This is a genomic window from Nitrospirillum iridis (genome assembly GCF_014205765.1).
Taxonomy (GTDB): Bacteria; Pseudomonadota; Alphaproteobacteria; order Azospirillales; family Azospirillaceae; genus Nitrospirillum; species Nitrospirillum iridis.
The window spans coordinates 155,950-176,884 of record NZ_JACIIZ010000017.1; the positions used below are offsets into that span (position 1 = coordinate 155,950).

Below are 20,935 nucleotides of genomic sequence, written 5' to 3' on the forward strand. Positions count from 1 at the left end.
GTCACTCCGCCGCGACCAGGGCCGGGCCGGCCGCCAGGATTTCCTCCACCCGCACGGCGCAGGCGCCGCAGCCGCCCGTGGCGTTGGTATGGCTCTTCACCTCCGCCACCGTCGCCAGGGCATGCGACCGGACGGCATCCTCGATGGTGCCCAGGTTCACGTTCTTGCAGACACAGACCGGGCGCGACCGCCGGGCCACCTCCGCCCGTACCGGATCGGCGGCCAGCGCCGCGGCCTCCGCATCCATCTGGGCGATGGCCTTGTCCTGCCAGCTGTCGCCCGGCACGTTCCAGGGGGCCGGGCGGCGCACCTGTTCCCACACCGGGTTGAACAGGGTCTTGGATATCTCCTCCACCAGCCGGACCATGCCGACATAGCCCATGTAGGCGTGGTGGCGTTCCTGGTTGATGTCCAGCCAGGGCATCGCCGCCTTCAGCGCGATGAACTGCGACCGGCCGCCCGACAGCATGATGTCGGCCCGCGCGTCCTTCAGCATCTTGTACATCTCGCGCGGGGTCATATCCTCGATCATGTGGGCGTCCTGGCCCATCAGTTCCTTGATGCGTTCCTTGTCCTCCTTGGTGGACTTCTTGACGCTGGTCCCGACCAGTTCCAGGCCCGCCTCCTGCAAGGCCGCCACCACCGACCAGGACTTCACCCCACCGGTGATCAGCAGCACCTTCTTGCCCTGGAAACGGGGCTTGTAGGGGGCGATGGCGGCCCAGGCCCGCGCCTCTTCCCGCGCGATCACGGTTTCCGTGCGGGCCAGAAGATCATCGGGCGCGCCGCGTTCCACCAGCAGGCGCGCGATCTCGCGCAGGCTGTCGCTGGTGTCGCCGATGCCGTAGAACGACCCTTCGAAGAAGGGGATGCCGTAGCGCTCCTCCATCTTGCGGGCGACGTTGATCATGGCTTTGGAGCACACCATCATGGCGGCCCGCGCCCGGTGGGACGACGCCACCTCGTGGTATTTCCCGTCGCCGGAAATGCAGGACAGGATGCGGATGCCCAGTTCATCCAGCAGCGGCTTCACCTGCCACAGTTCGCCCGACAGGTTGTATTCGCCGATGATGTTGATGTCGTAGGGGGTGGTGTACGCCGGCTCCTCCGTCCCGATGACGTGGTCCAGCAGGGCCTCGCCCGCCAGCTTGTTGCCCAGGTTCTTCGGCCCGACGAAGCCCGGGGAGTTGATGGGGATGACGGGCTTGCCGAACTTCGCGGCGGCCGCCTTGCAGACGGCGTTGATGTCGTCGCCGGTCATGGCCGGCAGGCAGGTCTGATAGACGAAGACCGCCGGCGGGTCATACTTCTCGATGATTTCGCGGATGGCCTTGTACAGGCGCTTTTCGCCACCGAAGACGATGTCGGTCTCATTGATGTCGGTGGTGAAGCCGGTGCGCCACAGGGCGGAGCCGGAGGATTTGGCGCCCCGGTTGTCCCAGGAATTGCCTTCGCAGGCGATGGGGCCATGCACCAGATGGGCGACATCGGTCAGCGGCTGCAAGGCGATCTTGGCGCCGTCGAAGGCGCAGCCCCCCGCCGCCCCGCCGGGCTGCAGCTGCTTGGTGCAACCCTTCTTGCGCTCGGCCGCCGACTTGTTGGCGTTCTTGCCGCAACCGGGCTCGTCAAAAACCGCTTGTATGGTGGCCGACAGCGAACTCATGGCGTCTCTCCTTCACCTGGACGGCCTCACCTGGATGGGCCCAAGAAGTGCCGCGCCGCCGGGGCTTCCGGGGAAGCCGGACGGCGCGGCCAGGAGGCAGCGCTTTTGGGGGAAGCGCTCACGGGGAGGGGTCAGCGGATGATGTCAAAGCTGTAGTCCGTCTTGGACGGGACGTTGGTGCTCTTGTCGATCTCGTCGAAGATCTTGTCGAGGATCCAGACCAGCACGTTCAGTCCGCCCTGATAGCCCCACACGGGATAGCGATGGTGATGGTGGCGGTCGAAGATGGGAAAGCCGATGCGGATCAGCGGCGTGCCCGTGTCACGCTCCAGGTACTTGCCGTAGGTGTTGCCGATCAGGAAATCCACCGGCTCCGTGAACAGCAGGGAGCGCATGTGCCACAGATCCTTGCCCGGATAGACGTGGCAGTTCTTGCCAAACGGCGAGCTGTCGAACAGGGCCTGCACCTTTTCCGCCCAGGCCTTGTTGCCGTTGGTGGCCAGCACGTGGGTGGGCTCGGCCCCCAGTTCCAGCAGGAAGGCCGCCAGGCCCAGGCACAGGTCCGGGTCGCCGTAGATGGCGAACTTCTTGCCATGGATATGGGCGCTGCTGTCAGCGATGGCGTCGACCAGCCGGCCACGCTCCAGCGCCAGGGCTTCCGGGATTTCCACCCCGGCGATACGGGCCAGCGTCATCAGGAACTTGTCGGTGCCCGCCACGCCGATGGGGTGGTTGAAGGCCGCGACCTCCTGCCCGTGCGCCGCGATCAGGGGCAGCGTCTTTTCCGTGCAGTATTCCTGCATGGAGATGGTGGCCTTGGCATGCACGGCCTCGGCCGCGTCCGTCAGGGTGGTGCCGCCGTCGTACATGCGGAACTCACCGTCCGTCGGCGTGTCCCAGACATCGCTGTTGTCGCCCAGGATGGTGTAGTCGATCCCCATCAGGCCGAACAGGCGCTTGATCTCCCGCAGGTTGCCGACGGTGTAGCCGTCGAAGCCGCCGATGAAGTTGATCTTGCCGTTGGGCTGGCGTTCCAGCTTGGGCGCCGTGCCGGCCTTGCCGTCCCAGAAATGCTCCAGGATGCCCTTCATCACGTTGTCATAGCCGGTCACATGGCTGCCGACGAAGGCGGGCGTGTGGGCGAAGGGCACGTCGTAGTCGGCGGGCACCGAGCCCTTTTCCTTGGCCGTCTTGATGAAGGCGTTCAGGTCGTCGCCGATCACTTCCGCCATGCAGGTGGTGGAAACGGCGATCATTTTCGGCTTGTACATGCTGTAGGTGTTGGCCAAGCCGTCTATCATGTTGTTGAGGCCGCCGAACACCGCCGCGTCCTCGGTCATGGAGGACGAGACGCAGGAACTGGGTTCCTTGAAATGGCGCGAGAAATGGCTGCGGTAGTAGGCGACGCAGCCCTGGCTGCCGTGGACGAAGGGGATGGTGCCCTCAAAACCCACGGCGGCGAACACGGCGCCCAGCGGCTGGCAGGCCTTGGCCGGATTGACGGTCAGCGCCTCACGGGCGAAGTTCTTCTCGCGATATTCGGGGGTCTTGGCCCATTCGCGCACCCGCTCCACCTCCGCCGGGTCGCGCGGATCCTCGAACAGCGCGCGCTTGTTCGCCAGCATCTGCTGGTATTCAGGGCCGCGGAAAAGCTCAAGGTGGTCAAGCACGTTTTCGGCATTCTGTGTCATGATGGAAGCCCTTCCAAATAGGGCCTCTCAGGGCCCTCGGTGCGTCTCGATGAGCGCGTGTTCGATCCCGGACGCGGGCCCTTCCCTCTTTAGGAAAGGCCCGCCCGGCGGCTTTATTCAGCGGCCAGCAAGGTGGGCTTGGACGCTGTTTTCCAAGGCGTGTGGGCCATTTTCCAGACCGGCGCGTTGATGGCCATGTCCATGTCGCGGGCGAAGATGGCGAACCCGTCATAGCCATGATAGGGCCCGGAATAATCCCAGGAGTGCATCTGGCGGAACGGCACGCCCATCTTCTGGAACACGTACTTTTCCTTGATGCCGGAGCCGACAAGGTCCGGCTGGATGCGTTCCACGAACTTCTCGAACTCATAGCCGGTGACGTCGTCGTAGATCAGCGTGCCGTCCTTGACGTAGTGCTGGGCCGTGCGCTGGTAGTCGTCGTTGTGGCCGAACTCGTAGCCCGTGCCGACAACCTCCATGCCCAGATCCTCATAGGCGCCGATGACGTGGCGGGGGCGCAGGCCGCCCACGAACAGCATCACCGTCTTGCCTTCCAGGCGCGGCCGGTACTTGGCGATGACGGCATCCATCAGCGCCTGGTACTTGGCGATGACCCGCTCCGCCCCTTCCTTGATCTTGTCATCGAAGTAGCTGGCGATGCGGCGCAGGGATTCCGCGATCTTGCTGGGTCCGAAGAAATTGTATTCGCACCACGGAATGCCGTACTTCTCTTCCATGTGGCGCGAGATGTAGTTCATCGAGCGGTAGCAGTGCAGGACGTTCAGCTTGGCCTTGGGCGTCGCCTCAAGTTCCGCCAGCGTGCCGTCACCCGACCACTGGGCGATGACCCGCAGGCCCATCTCTTCCAGCAGGATGCGGGATGACCAGGCGTCGCCGCCGATGTTGTAATCGCCGATGATGGCGACATCGTAGGGCGTGTCCTGGAACTTCGCGACGGCGTTGGGGTCGACCTTGTCGAAGACCCAGTCGCGGATGGCGTCGTTGGCGACGTGGTGGCCCAGCGACTGGGACACGCCGCGGAAGCCCTCACAGCGCACCGGCACGATCGTCTTGCCGCCATATTCCTTGGACTTGGCCTTGGACACGGCCTCGATGTCGTCGCCGATCAGGCCGATGGGGCATTCCGACTGGACGCTGATGCCGTTGTTCAGCGGAAACAGCACCTGGATTTCGTCCATGATCTTGGCCAGCTTCTTGTCGCCGCCGAAGACGATGTCCTTTTCCTGGAAATCGGACGTGAACTGCATGGTCACGAAGGTGTCGATGCCCGTCGTGCCGATGTAATAGTTGCGCCGGGCGGCCCAGGAATATTGGCCGCAGCCGACAGGGCCGTGGCTGATATGGATCATGTCCTTGATCGGGCCCCAGACCACGCCCTTGGATCCGGCGTAGGCGCAGCCACGGATGGTCATGACGCCCGGAATGGACTTCAGGTTGGATTTCACACCGCAATCGGACTTGCCGGCCTCATGCACGTTCAGGTGCTTGGCGCGCCGCTTCGCGGTCTTCTCCGGGTAAACCTGCAAGACCTCGTTGATCAGTTCCTTGTTGCGGGCCTTGATTTCCGCAACGCTCTCGGTTTCCGAAACACTCATTTCGCTGCCCTCGTTTTACCCGGGATGGCCAGTCCCTGTGCCCGGCCTGGATGCGGCGGCCGGGCACAGGGACTGGAGCGGTGACCGGTCAGGCGATCGCCAGTTCGGCCGCGGACTTGCCGACGATGGCTTCGTCGACCTTCTTCATGATCCCGTGCTCCATCAGCATGTCCTCCAGCTCGTCCATGGTGATGGGGGTGGGGATGATGCCCTTGCCGGCGTTGTTGTGAACGCGGTGGGCCAGCTTGCGGTAATGGTCGGCCTGCGCGCTGTCCGGCGCGTATTCCAGGACGGTCATGCGACGCAGTTCCGCGTGCTGCACGATGTTGTCGCGCGGCACGAAGTAGATGAGCTGGGTGCCCAGCTTCTTGGCCAGGGCTTCCGCCAGTTCCAGTTCCTTGTCGGTCTGGCGCTCGTTACAGACCAGGCCGCCCAGACGGACGCCGCCGGACATGGCGTACTTCAAGATGCCCTTGGAGATGTTGTTGGCCGCGTACATGGCCATCATCTCGCCGGACATGACGATGTAGATTTCCTGGGCCTTGTTCTCGCGGATGGGCATGGCGAAACCGCCGCACACCACGTCACCCAGCACGTCGTACGAGACATAGTCGATGTCCTCGTAGGCCCCGTTCTCCTCCAGGAAGTTGATGGAGGTGATGACGCCGCGGCCGGCGCAGCCGACCCCCGGTTCCGGGCCGCCGGATTCAACGCAGCGGATGTCGCGGTAGCCGACCTTCATGACCTCTTCCAGCTCGAGGTCTTCGACGCTGCCGGCGGCGGCGGCCAGGCTGAGGATGGTGTCCTGCGCCTTGGCGTGCAGGATCAGGCGGGTGGAGTCCGCCTTGGGGTCGCAGCCGACGATCAGGATGCGGTGCCCCATCTCGGCCAGGGCCGCCAGGGTGTTCTGTGAGGTGGTGGACTTGCCGATACCACCCTTACCGTAAAACGCGATTTGTCGTAGAGCCGACATTGGGATCTCCTTGAACCGATTGCCAATGACCTTCCCCGTGCCGATCGCCCCGGGGCGGTACCTCATCTCAGAAGCGGGCTCGCGGATTTCGGGAAGGAGTACATCGCTCGTCAGCGCGTCGGCGTGCACTCAGCCCTCACTAGCCGTGGCGTCTATGAGCAACGGCCGTGCCAATCGCGAAAGACACATTATCTTATTGTTTTATTTGATATATTTTTCCGACACCCAGCCGCGACAAAGATGTTTTGAACCCGACAGCCCGCGACGGCCGCTGTCGCAAAAGGAACAAGGCGGGGGACGCCGCCGCCCGACCGCCCATCCGCCAGCGGCGGCGAAAGCCCAGCGAAACCGCGCCCAGGAGCCCGACGGGGCGCCCCCTGAATGTCCCTGGCCGCACGCGGAACGGAACTTGCGTGGACCTATCCCGCGAGAGGTTCGCGGCGCGCCTGGAACGGGGCGAAGAGCGGGCGGACGGTGGCGGCGAGGGTGACATGCAGATCGGGGTTGAGACATCAAAGGCGGTCGACCAGCGGCGGGTGTTCGTGGTGGACCAGGACGAGATCACGCGCGCGGCCTTGCAGTTCATGCTGCATGACGAGATCGAAACCCATGAACTGCCCACTCCCGAAGCCGCCTATGAAAAGGGGACGGGCTGGCTGAAGCCCGACGTGGTGCTGCTGGGGGTGTCGTTCCTGGCGGAGCGCGGGACCGATCTGGTACCGGCCATCCTGACGGCGTTCCCGGGCGTGCGCATCCTGGTCGTCTGCTCCCGGGCGGAGGAGGCGCTGGCGATCCAGGCGATGAAGGCCGGCGCCCACGGCGCCCTGGTCAAGCCGCTGACCCTGGAGGGCGTGCGCCGCAAGGTCGACACGGTGCTGGGCCGGGGCGGCGGTGCCGCCCTGATCCAGCTGGGCGGTGCGGTGACCGGACCAGGGAGGTCGGCGTGAGCGTGATCGTCTTTTACGAGAAGACCGGCTGCCGAACCAACGCCCGCCAGCGACGCCTGCTGGAGGAGGCCGGGCACACCGTGGTGCCCCGCGACCTTCTGGCCGAGAAATGGACGGCGCCGCGGCTGATGGCGTTTTTCGGGGACGCGCCGGTGGTCGAGTGGTTCAACGCCGCGGCCCCCGCCGTGAAATCCGGAGCCGTGGTTCCGGCGGCGCTGGACCAGGGGGCGGCGCTGGCGCTGATGCTGGCCAACCCCCTGCTGATCCGACGGCCGCTGCTGGAGATCGAGGGGCGTCGCCATCTGGGATTCACCCCGTCCGAGCTGGCCCCCTGGCTGGGGCCGACCGCGACGGCGGACGATCCCGCCTTCAAGGGCTGCGCCCATCACCCCGATCCGGACCCGACGACCGCGAGAGAGCAAGCATGAGCCGCGCGCACACCCCCGCCGGGGCCCGTCCCGGCTACGCCGTGATCCTGGGCACCAATGAGATCGCGTCGGCCGTGGCGGTGCGCCTTCACCGCCGGGGATACGGCACCGTCCTGTCCCACGACCCCCTGCCGCCGGTGATCCGCCGGAAAATGGCGTTCCATGACGCGCTGTTCGACGACCCCGTCACGCTGGCGGGGGTGCGGGCGGAGCGCGTGGACACCGGTGCCGCGATACCGGCGGCTTTGACCCGGCGGGACAGCGTGATCATCACGGAGCTGGGTTTGCTGGACCTGATCGTCGTGCGCAACATCGACCTGCTGGTCGACGCGCGGATGCAGAAATACCAGGTCACGCCGGACCTGCGCCGGCTGGCCCGAACCACCATCGGCCTGGGCCCGGGATTTGAGATCGGCGAAAACTGTGACATCGCCATCGAGACCAAACCCGCGAAGACGGGCCGCATCGTCCGTGACGGCCGTACCGACGACGCCGACGGGATTTCCCGATCGCTGGGTGGCCGGGGCCGCGAGCGCTTCGTCTACGCCACCGTGCCGGCGCGTTGGCACACGGCGATGGAAATCGGGTCACGGGTGTTCAAGGACTACGTCATCGGCCATCTGGGCGAAATGGCTATCGCCGCCCCCTTCGACGGGACGCTGCGCGGCGTTGTCCGGGATGGCACGGAGGTTCCGGCGGGCGTGAAGCTGCTGGAGGTCGACCCCCGGGTCCGCGACGCCGTTTGGGCGGGATTGGACGATCGGGCGCAAACAATCGCCGACGCCCTGATCACCGCCATGACCGCCCGGGCGCGGGAGACACCCATTGCGGGCGCCCACAAATTCCGCCTGGTGAAATGATCACGTCCCCAAGCCCCCTGGGGAGCGACGGGACCGGCGGCATGCGCCGCCGGTCCGCCATCGCCTCCAGGCGCGCCTGGATCAGGGCTTACTTGCCTTCCGGCGCCAGGCCGCGGTTTTCCAGCATGGGGCCGATGTCCGGATCCTTGCCATAGAAGGCGCGGAACATGGGGCCGTACTCCTCGGTGTGGCCCTTGGACAGGATCATCTCCCGGAAGCGGTCGCCGTTCTCCCGCGTCAGGCCGCCATGGGCCTTGAACCAAGCATAGCTGTCGTCATCCAGCATCTCCGTCCACAGATAGGCGTAGTAGCCGGCGGCGTAGCCGTTACCCCAGATGTGCAGGAAATAGCTGGAGCGGTAGCGGGGGGGCACGTCGTCCACATCCAGGCCGGTCTTGGCCAGGGCCGCCTTTTCGAAGGCGTCGACGTCCTGCTTGGGCGCGTCGGCCGGCAGGGCGTGCCATTCCAGATCCAGCATGGCGGCGGCGACCACCTCGCCCAGGCTGTAGCCCTGGTTGAAGGTGGCGGCCTTCTTGATCTTCTCCACCAGGTCGGCCGGCATGGTCTCGCCCGTCTGGTGGTTCTTGGCGTAATGGGCCAGGACCTTGGGATCGAGGGCCCAGTGCTCGTTGAACTGCGACGGGAACTCGACGAAGTCGCGCGCCACGTTGGTGCCCGACAGGGTCTCATAGGTCTGCTTGGCGAACAGGCCGTGCAGGGCGTGGCCGAATTCGTGGAACATGGTGGTGACGTCGCTGAAGCTGATCAGCGCCGGCTGGCCCGGAGCGGGCTTGGTGAAGTTGCAGACGTTGTAGACCACGGGCTTGGTGCCCAGCAGCGTGGACTGCTGGACGAAGTTGGACATCCAGGCCCCGCCCGACTTGTTGTCGCGCTTGAAATAGTCGAAGTACATCAGCCCCAGGGCGGAGCCGTCCTTGTCGATCACCTCATAGACCAGCACGTCGGGCTGGTAGACGGGGATGTCGGTGCGGCGCTTGAAGGTCAGGCCGTACAGCTGGTTGGCGGCGTAGAACACGCCCTCCTCCAGCACGGTGCGCACTTCGAAATAGGGCTTCAGCGCGCCGTCATCCAGGTCGTACTTGGCCTTGCGCACCTCTTCGGCGTACTTGGCCCAGTCCCAGGGCTGGAGGGCGAAATCCTGGCCGTCCTTCTTGATCTGGGCCTGGATTTCAGCCGCCTCGCGCTTCTGCTCCGCCGCCAATGCCGGAACCATCCGCTGCATGAAGCCCTGCGCCGCCTCCGGCGTCACCGCCATCTGGTCGGCCAGCACGTAGGCCGCGTAGTTGGGGAAGCCCAGCAGCTTGGCCTTCTGCGCCCGCAGGCTGGCCAGGTCGGAGATGGTGGCGCGGGTGTCGTTGGCGTCGCCCATCTCGGCGCGGGTCCAGCCGCGCTCGAACAAGGCTTGACGCGTCGCCCGGTCATCAAGGGAGGACAGGGCCGGCTGCTGCGTGGTGTTTTGCAGCGGCACCAGGTATTTGCCGTCCAGCTTGCGTTCCTTGGCGGCCTCGGCGGCGGCGGCGATGGCGCCATCACCCAGACCGGCCAGCTTGGCCTTGTCGTCCACCACCAGGCCGCCGGCCTTGGCCGCCGCCACCAGCTTCTGCTGGAAGGCCGTCTCCAGCGATGACAGCTGGGTGTTGAGATCACGCAGCTTGGCCTTGTCGGCGTCGTTCAGCTGGGCGCCGGCGCGGATGAACTGCTCGTGATAGACCTTCAGCAACTGGGCCTGCTCGGGGGCCAGCTTCAGGCTGTCGCGCTTGTCGTACAGCGCCTTGACCCGCTGGAACAGCTTGGCATTGAGGTAGATGGCATCCTGGTGCTGGGACAGCAGGGGCGACACCTCGGTCTGCACCTTGTCCAGGGCGTCGTTGGTGTTGGCCTGGACCACACCGAAGAAGGCCAGGCTCACCCGGTCCAACATGCGGCCGGACTTCTCCATCGCCACCAGGGTGTTGTCGAAGGTGGGCGCCGCCGGGTTGTCGGCGATCTTCTTGATCTCGGCCAGCTGGATCTTCATGCCCTGCCGGAAAGCGGGCAGGTAGTCGGCGTCCTTGATGACGTCGAAACGGGGGGCCTCAAACGGCAGGGTGCTGGGACTGGCGAAGGGGTTGGCGCCGGTCGTGGCGGGCTTCGCCGCCAGCGCGGGCGCGGCGGTGAGCGCCGCGAGTGCCAACGCGCCCACAGTTCCAAGCAGAGCGGTACGTGTCATCGGGATTCCCTGAGAGTCTCTGTTTCGATTTCCTGTTCATCAACGGACGGATCATGCCCCTGAACGCGTTGTGACAGGCACCCAGCCATGGCCGTCGCCGGCATGCGTGAGCCGTGACGGTGATGGCGGGATCATCGCCGACGGCGGCGATGGTTTCCAGGGCCATGTGACGGGGGTGATGGACGGTCCACCGGCCGCCACCGTTCAGCCGGGCCCCCCCAGGGCCAGCCAGACATCCGCCGTCATTTCGGCATCGGCCCGGGACTTGTGCCGATAGTCGCCGGTCACGATGACACTGCCGTCCCGTTGCCGCCGCCTCTTGTGGCGTTGCCAGACCGTGCCGCCCAGACGTTCCGCCACCAGGGGGAGACGGGAGCGCTCTTCCGGCCAGCGCTGGCGGGCGAGCTTTTCGGTGCATACCACCGGATTGGACAGGCGGGGCAGCCCGGCCGCCGCCAGTTCCTGGTTCAGCACGGCGATGTCGCCGGCGGCCCCGTGGAACACCAGCGGGTCGTCGCCGATGAAGTCGAGGATTTCGCCCACCACCTCGACAAAGCTGGGGCTATCGGCGATATCCTCGGCCCGGACGCCGTGGACGCCGATGGCGATGGGGTTGAGCGGGCATGATGGATTGATCCGCCAACTGCACGCCTCACGCACCAGCGCTCCGGTGGCGGAGGGCGAGACGGCGACGCAGGACACCTCAATGATGCTGCGCCCCTCCACCGCGCGGAAGCCGGTCATCTCGATATCCATGGCCACCCAGCGGCGGGCGGAAGCGATCCGCGCCTTATCGACCATCTGACCCACCCCCGTGGCGCAGGCCGCCCATCCACATCTGGGTCAGGGCGCGGCACACATCCTCCGGACATATATCGGGGTCGTCCAGCGCCATTTCCACGGCGGCGTAGCCCGCCTCCACCGCGATGCGGGTGCGCAGCCGCAACTCCGTCCCGTCGATCTCGGGCACCAGCGGGGCCATGGCGCGGCAGATGCGGTCGGTCACCACGTCATGGGAGGACAGACGGATGGCGGTCAGCGACGGCACGGCGCGCAGGGCCCGCATGATCCACACCGCCCCCGGCACGGCGGCCGTCGCCTGGATGGTGGACAGCAGGAACTGATAGTGGTTCTGCATCAGCTCATCAAAGCCGACGGGCGCGCTCCGCTCCAGCCACTCATAGAGAATGTCGTTCTGGGATGACATCAGGGCGTCGCCCAAAGCCGCCAGCAGGTCGTACTTGTCCTTGAAATGGCGGTAGAACACGGGTGGCGTCACCCCGGCGCGGCTGGCCACCTGATTGGTGGAGATGCGCTCGATCCCGACCTCACCCAGCAACTCGGCGCCCGCCTGCATCAGGCGGAGACGCATGGCCGCGGCCCTGCCGGTGGTGGGGATGGGGGCGGAGGCCCCAGGAAGGTCGGTGGAGGCGGGGTCGACGGCGGTCACGGGGGGAATGGCACGGGGCATGGGGTTGTACCTGGGGGGCCACGGGCCGGAAAGCGGCGCGGCGCCTACTGCGCCATGACTACAGCGTCCGGCCCCGGAACGCCACCCTGGAGAAGCCCTGGGATTGGGCCGCGGGTCCCCCCATACGCAGGGATAGCCGGGTGGACAGTGGAATCCGGACGGCGGAGTGTTACTGTTAAAAAATGGGAGATGAACAGCTGGATGCAGCCATGACCGGCGCCAGTGACAGTCGGGGCCATGAAGACGGGGAGGGTGTCAGCGTCGACGCCAGCGACCCCACGGTCGCTTGCCTGTCCATCGTCAGTTGGTCCATGGCCATCGCGGCCCTGGGCGCCATCATCCTGCTGGCCATCGTCCTGATGCTGCTGGGCGTGTCTCAGTACACGTTCCTGATGGTGTGGTTCATCGGCGCGCCCTTCGCCGCCGCCCTCGCCGCCCTGGTCACCCTGTTCTTCCAGCTCAACCAGCAGACACAGGGCCGGCGGCGCTGACGGCAGCTTTAGCCCCCGGTCCCCGGCAGGCAGGCGGTCAGCGCGGGCGCAGGCCGTTCAGGAACACATGCACCACCTGCTGGACATAGGCATCCCGGTCGGCGGCGTCACCCAGCCGAGCCGGATTGACCTGACCCTCGAAGGAATATCCCGCCGTCACCATGCCGAAGAAGACGCGGGCGGCGACCACCGGATCATCCACCACGATCAGCCCCTGGTCGGCCGCGCGGCGCAGATAGTTGGCCACCTTGAGGCGCGATTGGTCGGGACCGGTGCGGAAGAAGCCTTCCAGTTGATCAGGGAACAGCCGCCCCTCCGCCAACAGGATGCGGTGCACGGCCATGACCTGGGGCTGGATCAAGGCCTCCAGCAGCGAGGTGCCGAACCGCAGCAGCACCTCCTCCGGCGGCCCGCAGCTTTCCGCGAGATCGGTCATCAGCTGGCCGATATGGGCGGTCACCCCCTGCAGGACCGCCAGGAACAGGCCTTCCTTGCCCCCGAACAGCTCATACAAGGTGGCGCGGGAGCCGCCGGACAGCGCCACGATGTCGCCCAAGGTCGCCCGCTCGAAGCCCTTTTCCAGGAAGACCTTCTGTGCTGCGTCCAACATGGCGGTACGGCGCGCCTCCGCCCGGCGCCCCAGTTTAGGCGGCACATCGACGGTCGGATCGACGCAAGAGGTTAGGTCCGCATCGCCTTCATCGGCTTGCTCAGATGGGGTCATTAAATTTTTCATAGCTTAATCAATCGTCTGGTGACGAACATCACAGGACTGTACTGTATGATACAGTACGTATTCCATGTACAGCACGGCGGGGGCTTCCGCAAGTCGCACCCTCCACTATCTTCTTCCCTGTCCCCTTTCCATCCCCAGGTTGTTTTCCTGGCCTTTACGCATTGGGCCGGACACTGGTCGGTGGTGCATTTTCGGTCGATGAGGCATTGATGACGCTCAATATTCCTAGGGTGGCCCTGGTGGCGACGCTGTCGGCGGCGGCGGTTGCGCTTGTCGGATGCGGCGAGAAGAAGCAAGCGCCACCACCACCCGGCCCCCTGTCCGTCGGGGTCGTCACCGTCAACCCACAGCCGGTCACCCTGTCCACGGAGTTGACGGGCCGCACGTCCGCCTTCCGCGTGGCGGACGTGCGCCCGCAGGTCAGCGGCGTGATCCTCAAGCGGCTGTTCACCGAAGGCGGCGACGTCAAGGCGGGTCAGCAGCTGTACCAGATCGACCCCGCCCCCTATGAGGCGACCTTGGCGAGCGCCAAGGCCACCCTGGCCCAGGCCGAAGCGACGGTGAAATCGGTGAAGGCCAAGGCCGAGCGCTATGCCGATCTGGTCACGGTCAACGCGATTTCCAAGCAGGACTACGACGACGCCATCGCCTCGCTGGCCACTGATCAGGCCGCCGTGGACTCCGCCAAGGCGTCGGTCAAGACCGCCCAGATCAACCTGGACTACACCAAGGTCTACTCCCCCATCTCCGGCCGCATCGGCCGCTCCTCCGTCACGGAGGGGGCGCTGGTCACGTCCGACCAGACCACGGCGCTGGCCACGGTGCAGCAGCTGGACCCACTATACGTCGACATCACCCAATCCAGCATCGACCTGATGCTGATGCGTCGTGAGATCACCGCCGGTCACGTCCAGGGTGCCGCTGCCGGCGAGGCGCCCATCAGCCTGTTCATCGACGGCATGGGCGACGCCCCTTATGAGCAGCCGGGCCGGCTGCAATTCGCCGACGTCACGGTGGACCAGACCACTGGCATGGTCACCCTGCGCGCCATCGTGCCCAACCCCAAGGCCGACCTGCTGCCGGGGCTGTTCGTGCGCGCCCGGGTGGAAGAGGGCGTGCGCAACGACGCCTTCCTGGTACCCCAGCAGGCCGTGGTCCGTGGCGGTGACGGCAGCGCCACCGTTTGGGTGGTCGGCGCCGACAACAAGGTTTCCGTGCGCCCGGTGACCACGACCCAGGCCCAGGGTGACAAGTGGGTGGTGACCGGCGGCCTGAGCGCCGGCGACCGCGTCGTCGTGGTCGGCGTCCAGCGCCTGCGCCCAGGCGCGGAAGTGAAGCCCGACGCCGCCGCCGAGCCGAAGCCCGCGGCCCCCGCCGCGCAACAGCCGCTCTGAGGCCCCGCCGATCATGTCAAGATTCTTCATAGACAGGCCGGTGTTCGCCTGGGTTATCGCCATCGTCATCATGTTGGCCGGCGCCCTGGCAATCAACACCCTGCCCATCGAACAGTTCCCGCGTATCGCCCCGCCTTCGGTGGCGATCACCACCAGCTATCCCGGCGCCTCGGCCAAGACCTTGGAAGACACGGTCACCCAGGTGATCGAGCAGAAGATGAACGGCATCGATCATCTTCGCTATATGAGTTCCACCAGCGACAGCTCCGGCAACGTCACCATCACGCTGACGTTCAACGCCGAGGCCGACCCCGACATCGCCCAGGTCCAGGTCCAGAACAAGCTGAGCCTGGCCACCCCCTTGCTGCCGACCGAAGTGCAGCAGCAGGGCGTGCAGGTCAGCAAGGCCGCCAAGAACTTCCTGATGATCCTGGCCTTCTACTCCCCCACCGGGCAGTTGACGGACACGGACGTCGGCGACTATGTCGCGTCCAACCTGCAGGACCCCATCAGCCGCATCGACGGCGTGGGCGACATCACCCTGTTCGGACCGCAGCACGCTATGCGCATCTGGCTGGACCCGACCAAGCTGGCGGCCGTGCAGATGACCGCGGCCGATGTCACCAGCGCCATCAGCGTGCAGAACAAGGCCGTTTCCGCCGGCCAGGTGGGTGGCTTGCCCGCGACCAAGGGCCAGCAGCTGAACGCCACCATCATCGCGCAGACGCGCATGGAAAAGCCTGAGCAGTTCGCCGAGATCGTGCTGCGCGTGAACGCCGACGGGTCGCGGGTACGCCTGAAGGACGTGGCGCGCGTCGAACTGGGCAGCAACAACTATGAAACCATGGCGCGGTACAACGGCCACCCCGGTGCTGGCCTGGCCATCAAGCTGACCACCGGCGCCAACGCCCTGCAGGCGGAAAAGGCCATCCTCGCCAAGATTGAGGAGATGAAACCCTTCTTCCCCGAAGGGCTGGAAGTGGCCTACCCCTACGACACCACCCCCTTCGTGCGCCTGTCCATCCATGACGTGGTGGAGACGCTGGCGGAAGCCGTCGTCCTGGTCTTCATCGTCATGTACGTCTTCCTGCAAAGCTGGCGGGCCACCATAATCCCGACCATCGCCGTCCCGGTGGTGCTGCTGGGCACCTTCGGTGTGCTGTCGGCTTTTGGGTTCAGCATCAACACCTTGACGATGTTCGCCATGGTGTTGGCCATCGGCCTGCTGGTCGATGACGCCATCGTGGTGGTTGAAAACGTCGAACGCGTGATGAGCGAGGAGGGATTGTCCCCCCGCGAGGCCACGCGCAAGTCCATGACCCAGATCACCGGCGCCCTGGTCGGCATCGCCATGGTGTTGTCAGCCGTGTTCGTGCCCATGGCCTTCTTCGCCGGGTCCACCGGCGCGATCTACCGCCAGTTCTCACTGACCATCGTTTCGGCCATGGCCCTGTCGGTGCTGGTGGCCCTGGTGCTGACCCCCGCCCTGTGCGCCACCTTGCTGAAGCCGGCGGCCCATCATGGCGAAGGCGGCATCCAGACCGGCGTGTTCGGCTGGTTCAACCGCGGCTTCAACCGCATGTCCGAGGGCTACGGCGGCGCCGTTGGCCATGTCAGCCGGCGTACGGTTCGGTATCTGTTGGTCTACGGCCTCATCGTCGTCGGCATGGGACTGCTGTTCTCCCGCCTGCCTTCCGCCTTCCTCCCTGACGAGGACCAGGGGTTCCTGTTCGTCCAGGCCGCCACGCCGCCCGGCGCCACCGCCGAGCGCACGCTGGAAGCGGCCAAGGCCATGGAAAAGCACTTCCTGGTCGACGAAAAGGACAATGTGAGGGGCCTGTTCACGGTCGTCGGCTTCAACTTCGCCGGCCGCGGCCAGAACTCCGCCCTGGGTTTCGTCAACTTGCGTGACTGGTCGGAACGCAAGCGGCCGGATCAGAAGGCGGCGGCCATCGCCCAACGGGCGATGATGAAGCTGATGGCCTTCCGCGACGCGTCCATCTACACCATCCTGCCCCCCGCCGTGATCGAACTGGGCAACGCGTCGGGCTTCGACTTCGAACTGGTTGACCGGGTCGGCCTGGGCCATGACAAGCTGATGGCCGCGCGCAATCAGTTGCTGGGCATGGCGGCGCAGAGCCCCGTGCTGATGCAGGTCCACCCCAACGGGCTGGAAGACGTGCCCCAGCTCCGCATCAAAGTGGATCAAACCAAGGCGGAAGCCCTGGGCCTGTCGATCAGCGACATCAACACCACGCTGTCGACCGCCTGGGGATCGGCCTACGTAAACGACTTCATCGACAACGGCCGCGTGAAGAAGGTCTACGCCCAGTCCGACGCCCAGTTCCGCATGCTGCCCAGCGACATCAGCCGCTGGTACGTACGCGGATCCAACAACCAGATGGTGCCCTTCTCGTCCTTCAGCAGCGCGTACTGGGAATATGGTTCGCCCCAGTTGGAACGGTATAACGGCGTGTCGTCCCGCGACATCCAGGGTGTGCCGGCGCCTGGCCACACCACCGGTGAGGCCATGACCACCATGGAGCAGTTGGCGTCCAAGCTGCCCCCGGGTGTTGGCTTTGAATGGACGGGCCTGTCGTATGAGGAGCGCCTGGCCGGATCGCAGGCCCCCGCCCTGTACGCCATCTCCCTGATCGTGGTCTTCCTCTGCCTCGCGGCCCTTTATGAAAGCTGGGCCATTCCCGTCTCCGTGATCCTGGTGGTACCCCTGGGCGTCATCGGCGCGGTGGCGGCGGCCACGCTGCGCGGCTTGTCCAACGACGTCTACTTCCAGGTGGGCCTGTTGACCACCATCGGCCTGTCCGCCAAGAACGCCATCCTGATCGTGGAGTTCGCCAAGGAACAGTATGAGGCCGGCCACGACCTGGTCACCTCGGTCGTGACGGCCAGCAAACAACGCCTGCGTCCCATCCTGATGACGTCCTTCGCCTTCATCCTGGGCGTGTTGCCGCTGGCCATTTCCAACGGCGCCGGTTCGGGCGGGCAGAACGCCATCGGCACGGGCGTGATGGGTGGCATGATCTCCGCCACCGTCCTGGCCGTCTTCTTCGTCCCCGTCTTCTTCGTCTCGGTCCTCCGGCGTTTTGGCAAGCGGCCCGCCGCAGCCTCCCCGGCCCCCGACACCGCAGGACATCCGTGATGCCCGTGAAAACGACCCTATCCCATCGCATCACGGCGTTGACCGCCCTGATGTTGATCTCCGCCTGCTCCCTGGCGCCGGACTACACCCGGCCCGCCAATCCCGTGCCCAACGCCTGGCCCACCGGCCAGGCGTATGAGGGGGCCGCCACGCCGGCGGCCACCTCGCCCTTGCAGGGCGCTGACAGCTGGAAGGCGGTGTTCCGCGGTCCCCGCCTGCAGGCCCTGATCACCAAGACCCTGGAAAACAGCCGCGACCTGCGCGTGGCACTGCTGAACATCGAGGTGGCGCGCGCGACCTATCGTGTCCAGGACGCGGCGACCCTGCCCACGCTGAACGCGGGGGGCTCCACCACCCGGTCGCGCACCCCTGCCTCCGTCAGCGGCACGGGGCGGCCCATAACCGGCAACAGCTCCTCCGCGAATGTCAGCGTGACCTCGTATGAGCTGGACCTGTTCGGCCGGGTTCACAGCCTGTCGCAACAGGCGCTGGAGCAATACCTGGCAACGACGGAGGCGACGGCCAGCACCCGCCTGTCCCTGATCGCCGAGGTGGCCAACGCCTATCAGACCCTGGTGTCGGACCGGCAGTTGCTGGCCCTGACGCAGGAGACGCTGAAGACCCAGCTGGCGACATTGGAACGCAACCAGCGCATGTTCGACCGGGGCAGCAGTTCCGCCCTGGACCTGGCGCAGTCGCAAACGGCGGTGGATACCGCCCGCGCCAATCTGGAGCAGTACAGCCGCCAGGTGGCGCAGGATCGCAACGCCCTGGAGCTGCTGGTGGGGGCGCCCCTGACCGACGCCGAGATCGAAGGTGCCAGCCTGGACGATCAGGACGTGCTGGGCGATTTGCCCGCCGGCCTGCCGGCCGACCTGATGCTCCGCCGGCCGGACATCCGCGAGGCGGAGCACACGCTGAAGGCGGCCAACGCCAACATCGGCGCCGCCCGCGCCGCCTTCTTCCCCACCATCAGCCTGACGGGCAGCGCCGGCACCGCCAGCACCGGCCTGACCGACCTGTTCGCACCGGGCAGCAGTTCATGGAGCTTCGGCCCCAGCGTCAGCGTGCCCATCTTCGACAACGGGAAGAACCAGGCCAACCTGGATTCGGCCAAGGCCACGCGCGACATCGACGTGGCCAACTATGAGAAGGCCGTGCAGACCGCGTTCAAGGAAGTGTCGGACGCGCTGGCCGCACGGGGCACGCTGGACCGGCAACTGGCGGCCCAGACCTCGCTGGTCAAGTCCACGCAGCTGACCTACGACCTGTCGACCAAGCGCTATGACCGCGGCATCGACAGCTTCCTGACCCTGCTGGACGCCCAGCGCAGCCTGTACAGCGCCCAGCAGAACCGTATCGCCGTGCAGCTGTCGCTGCTGGAAAACCGGGTCACCCTGTTCAAGGTGCTGGGCGGGTCGGAAACCGCACCGGTTACCGAGTAAACCCCGTGATGCTATCCTCATGCGGCCGGCGCATCGGCCGCATGAGGAGGCGCACAAGATGTCCCCCACCGTCACCGTTTCCATCAGCTACCGCCACGCCCGCGCCGCCCTCGACTGGCTGGTGACGGTTTTCGGCTTCGCCGAGCACGCCGTCTATCCCGGCCCCGGCGACACCATCCTGCATGCCGAGCTGACGCTGGGCACCGGCATGATCATGATCGGCACCCTGCCCCCACGCGGCACCTTCTATGGTGACCTGATCCGCATGCCGGACGAGGTGGGCGGCTACTGCACCCAGAGCGTCAACCTGGTGGTGGCCGACCCCGACGCCGCCTGTGAGCGTGCCAAGGCTGCCGGCGCCACCATCGTCTCCGACATCGAGGACAAGCCCTATGGCGGTCGTGGCTTCAGCTGCCGCGATCCGGAGGGGCACCTGTGGCACGTGGGCAGCTACGACCCTTGGGCCCTGAGGGGATAGGCCCGGCGGGGAGGGATCACTCCAGGTCGACCGCGTGGCGCCGCGTCCAGTGCAGGCAGTGCATCGCCCAGTCCGCCATATCGCGCTTGCCCTGCCGCCGCGCTTCCATGGCCAACGTCTCCTGCCGTTCCATTGTCGCGCCCAGGATCGTCGGAGTCGCGATGTCACCATAGGCATCCGCGAACAGATCAAGGCGCCGCCGCTGCGCCGCCGGCGCCACGTCCGTCGATCCAAGATCCAGCCATAGCCAGGCGGCATAGCCCAGATCCCAGGCCCTGGTTCCCGGCGCCGTGGCGTCGAAATCGATCATGGCCACCGGAATCTCCGCCCGGAACACGAAGTTGCAGGGTGAAAGATCGTTGTGACAGATGACCTCGGCTCCCACTTGAGAGGCCGCCGCCAGATCGGCGCCCAGGTCGTGGAATCGCCGGATAAGGGTCGCTGCGTCGTGAAGGGCGTCGTCGCTGATAAATCCCAATTCGTCCGGAACATCTCCCTCGATGAAGGAAAAGATTTCGCGCCCCGCTTCGTCCTGGCCGAGATGCCTGGGCACGCCATCGAACCCCGAGGCCGCGAGATGTTCCAGAAGGTGGCGGACGAATCGGTGATTGGCTTGCCGGGGACGACGTACCGTGTCCCCGACGCGAACGATTCCAGGGGTCGTCCTGCCACCGCGCAGCGCCACCTCCTCGCCTGTTGCCGCTTTCATGCCCATCCTTCCCCCACCCCGCATCGCTCTTCAGCCCACAGTAACGAAGCGCAACCCTTCCCCGGCTCTCGCCGTGCGTTTACTCTACCTGCGGATGCCGGCACCGGGGGGGCGTCGGCCATGCAGGCATAGGTTGGAAGAACAATGCTAGGAACCATACTTTCCTATTCCGCCCAGACCGGCGACGGTATCATCAGTGGCGCCGATGGTCAGCGCTATGCCTTCCGCAGCGCCGACTGGCGGTCGGAGGTGGAGCCGCTGAGCGGCCGGAAAGTCGATTTCATCGGCACCGACGGCATAGCCCAGCAGGTCTACGCCGTGGCGGCGGCACCCATGGAGAAGAACAAGCTGGTCGCCTGCCTGCTGGCCTTCTTCCTGGGCACCTTCGGCATCCACAAATTCTATCTGGGCTACAACGCCGCCGGCCTCATCATGCTGCTGGTGTTCCTGTTCGGCTTCATCGCCCTGGGTATCCCCTCGGTCGTTATCGGCCTGATCGCCCTGATCGAGGGCATCCTCTACATTGTGAAATCGGACGAAGAGTTCGAGGCCGTGTATGTGCGCGGCAAGCGCGCCTGGTTCTGAGATGAAATGGGGGCCCGGTAGGAACCGGGCCCCCATTTCCTGATGCCCATCAGCGGCA

18 protein-coding genes are annotated in these 20,935 nt (G+C 65.9%); 9 read left to right on the top strand and 9 right to left on the bottom strand.

Translation table 11 applies throughout. The features are described from left to right. Position 1: 1 nt before the first annotated feature. The 4 genes from nifE to nifH all read right to left on the bottom strand — a co-directional run bounded on the left by nifE (position 2) and on the right by nifH (position 5,943). Positions 2 to 1,663, bottom strand: coding sequence for a nitrogenase iron-molybdenum cofactor biosynthesis protein NifE (gene nifE, locus FHS74_RS25250; protein ID WP_184806958.1), 1,662 nt, complete (start codon positions 1,661 to 1,663; stop codon positions 2 to 4). Positions 1,664 to 1,794: 131 nt separating this feature from the next. Next, positions 1,795 to 3,354 (bottom strand): nitrogenase molybdenum-iron protein subunit beta, encoded by a 1,560-nt coding sequence (nifK, locus tag FHS74_RS25255; RefSeq protein ID WP_184806960.1) that lies wholly within the window; start codon positions 3,352 to 3,354, stop codon positions 1,795 to 1,797. Positions 3,355 to 3,467: 113 nt separating this feature from the next. Next, positions 3,468 to 4,970, bottom strand: coding sequence for a nitrogenase molybdenum-iron protein alpha chain (nifD, locus tag FHS74_RS25260; RefSeq protein ID WP_184806962.1), 1,503 nt, complete (start codon positions 4,968 to 4,970; stop codon positions 3,468 to 3,470). An 88-nt stretch (positions 4,971 to 5,058) separates the two neighbouring features. Then, the gene (nifH, locus tag FHS74_RS25265; RefSeq protein WP_184806964.1) at positions 5,059 to 5,943 is read right to left on the bottom strand and encodes a nitrogenase iron protein; all 885 of its coding nucleotides are present in this window, start codon (positions 5,941 to 5,943) and stop codon (positions 5,059 to 5,061) included. Between the two features lie 413 nt (positions 5,944 to 6,356). On the opposite strand from nifH, the gene FHS74_RS25270 reads away from it, so the two are divergent. From FHS74_RS25270 to FHS74_RS25280, 3 genes are read left to right on the top strand one after another with little or no spacing between them, the layout of a single operon-like run. After that, on the top strand, positions 6,357 to 6,890 hold the full coding sequence (locus FHS74_RS25270; RefSeq protein WP_343067033.1) for a response regulator: 534 nt from the start codon (positions 6,357 to 6,359) through the stop codon (positions 6,888 to 6,890). Continuing rightward, on the top strand, positions 6,887 to 7,318 hold the full coding sequence (locus FHS74_RS25275; RefSeq protein ID WP_184806966.1) for an ArsC/Spx/MgsR family protein: 432 nt from the start codon (positions 6,887 to 6,889) through the stop codon (positions 7,316 to 7,318). The genes FHS74_RS25270 and FHS74_RS25275 overlap by 4 nt, the downstream gene beginning before the upstream one ends. Continuing rightward, positions 7,315 to 8,178, top strand: coding sequence for a xanthine dehydrogenase (locus FHS74_RS25280; protein WP_184806968.1), 864 nt, complete (start codon positions 7,315 to 7,317; stop codon positions 8,176 to 8,178). Before FHS74_RS25275 ends, FHS74_RS25280 begins: the two co-directional genes overlap by 4 nt. A gap of 88 nt (positions 8,179 to 8,266) precedes the next feature. On the opposite strand, the gene dcp is transcribed toward FHS74_RS25280, so the two are convergent. The 3 genes from dcp to FHS74_RS25295 form a co-directional block, all read right to left on the bottom strand. After that, positions 8,267 to 10,408: a peptidyl-dipeptidase Dcp gene (gene dcp, locus FHS74_RS25285; protein ID WP_211106538.1), complete on the bottom strand. Its 2,142-nt coding sequence runs from the start codon at positions 10,406 to 10,408 to the stop codon at positions 8,267 to 8,269. Positions 10,409 to 10,612: 204 nt separating this feature from the next. Then, the gene (locus FHS74_RS25290) at positions 10,613 to 11,209 is read right to left on the bottom strand and encodes a 3'-5' exonuclease (RefSeq protein WP_184806970.1); all 597 of its coding nucleotides are present in this window, start codon (positions 11,207 to 11,209) and stop codon (positions 10,613 to 10,615) included. Further along, complete coding sequence (locus FHS74_RS25295) at positions 11,199 to 11,879, bottom strand: TetR/AcrR family transcriptional regulator (protein ID WP_184806972.1); 681 nt, start codon at positions 11,877 to 11,879, stop codon at positions 11,199 to 11,201. The genes FHS74_RS25290 and FHS74_RS25295 overlap by 11 nt, the downstream gene beginning before the upstream one ends. 209 nt (positions 11,880 to 12,088) lie before the next feature. On the opposite strand from FHS74_RS25295, the gene FHS74_RS25300 reads away from it, so the two are divergent. Next, a complete protein-coding gene (locus FHS74_RS25300) occupies positions 12,089 to 12,370 on the top strand; it encodes a hypothetical protein (protein WP_184806974.1) in 282 nt (93 codons plus the stop codon). 37 nt (positions 12,371 to 12,407) lie between these two features. On the opposite strand, the gene FHS74_RS25305 is transcribed toward FHS74_RS25300, so the two are convergent. Then, the gene (locus FHS74_RS25305; RefSeq protein WP_184806976.1) at positions 12,408 to 13,094 is read right to left on the bottom strand and encodes a TetR/AcrR family transcriptional regulator; all 687 of its coding nucleotides are present in this window, start codon (positions 13,092 to 13,094) and stop codon (positions 12,408 to 12,410) included. Between the two features lie 221 nt (positions 13,095 to 13,315). Between FHS74_RS25305 and FHS74_RS25310 the strand changes: the two genes are divergently transcribed. From FHS74_RS25310 to FHS74_RS25325, 4 genes are read left to right on the top strand one after another with little or no spacing between them, the layout of a single operon-like run. Then, positions 13,316 to 14,500, top strand: a complete 1,185-nt coding sequence (locus FHS74_RS25310) for an efflux RND transporter periplasmic adaptor subunit (RefSeq protein ID WP_184806977.1) — start codon at positions 13,316 to 13,318, stop codon at positions 14,498 to 14,500. Between the two features lie 13 nt (positions 14,501 to 14,513). After that, positions 14,514 to 17,660 carry an efflux RND transporter permease subunit gene (locus tag FHS74_RS25315; RefSeq protein WP_184806979.1) on the top strand — a complete coding sequence of 1,049 codons (3,147 nt, stop codon included), beginning with the start codon at positions 14,514 to 14,516 and terminating at the stop codon, positions 17,658 to 17,660. Next, positions 17,660 to 19,105 (top strand): efflux transporter outer membrane subunit, encoded by a 1,446-nt coding sequence (locus FHS74_RS25320; RefSeq protein WP_184806981.1) that lies wholly within the window; start codon positions 17,660 to 17,662, stop codon positions 19,103 to 19,105. The genes FHS74_RS25315 and FHS74_RS25320 overlap by 1 nt, the downstream gene beginning before the upstream one ends. 58 nt (positions 19,106 to 19,163) lie before the next feature. Continuing rightward, complete coding sequence (locus FHS74_RS25325; RefSeq protein ID WP_184806983.1) at positions 19,164 to 19,583, top strand: VOC family protein; 420 nt, start codon at positions 19,164 to 19,166, stop codon at positions 19,581 to 19,583. 16 nt (positions 19,584 to 19,599) lie between these two features. Here FHS74_RS25325 and FHS74_RS25330 read toward each other — a convergent pair whose 3' ends face one another. Next, the gene (locus FHS74_RS25330; protein WP_184806985.1) at positions 19,600 to 20,298 is read right to left on the bottom strand and encodes a phosphotransferase; all 699 of its coding nucleotides are present in this window, start codon (positions 20,296 to 20,298) and stop codon (positions 19,600 to 19,602) included. Positions 20,299 to 20,436: 138 nt separating this feature from the next. Between FHS74_RS25330 and FHS74_RS25335 the strand changes: the two genes are divergently transcribed. Beyond that, the gene (locus FHS74_RS25335) at positions 20,437 to 20,877 is read left to right on the top strand and encodes a TM2 domain-containing protein (protein ID WP_184806987.1); all 441 of its coding nucleotides are present in this window, start codon (positions 20,437 to 20,439) and stop codon (positions 20,875 to 20,877) included. Positions 20,878 to 20,935: the final 58 nt, after the last annotated feature.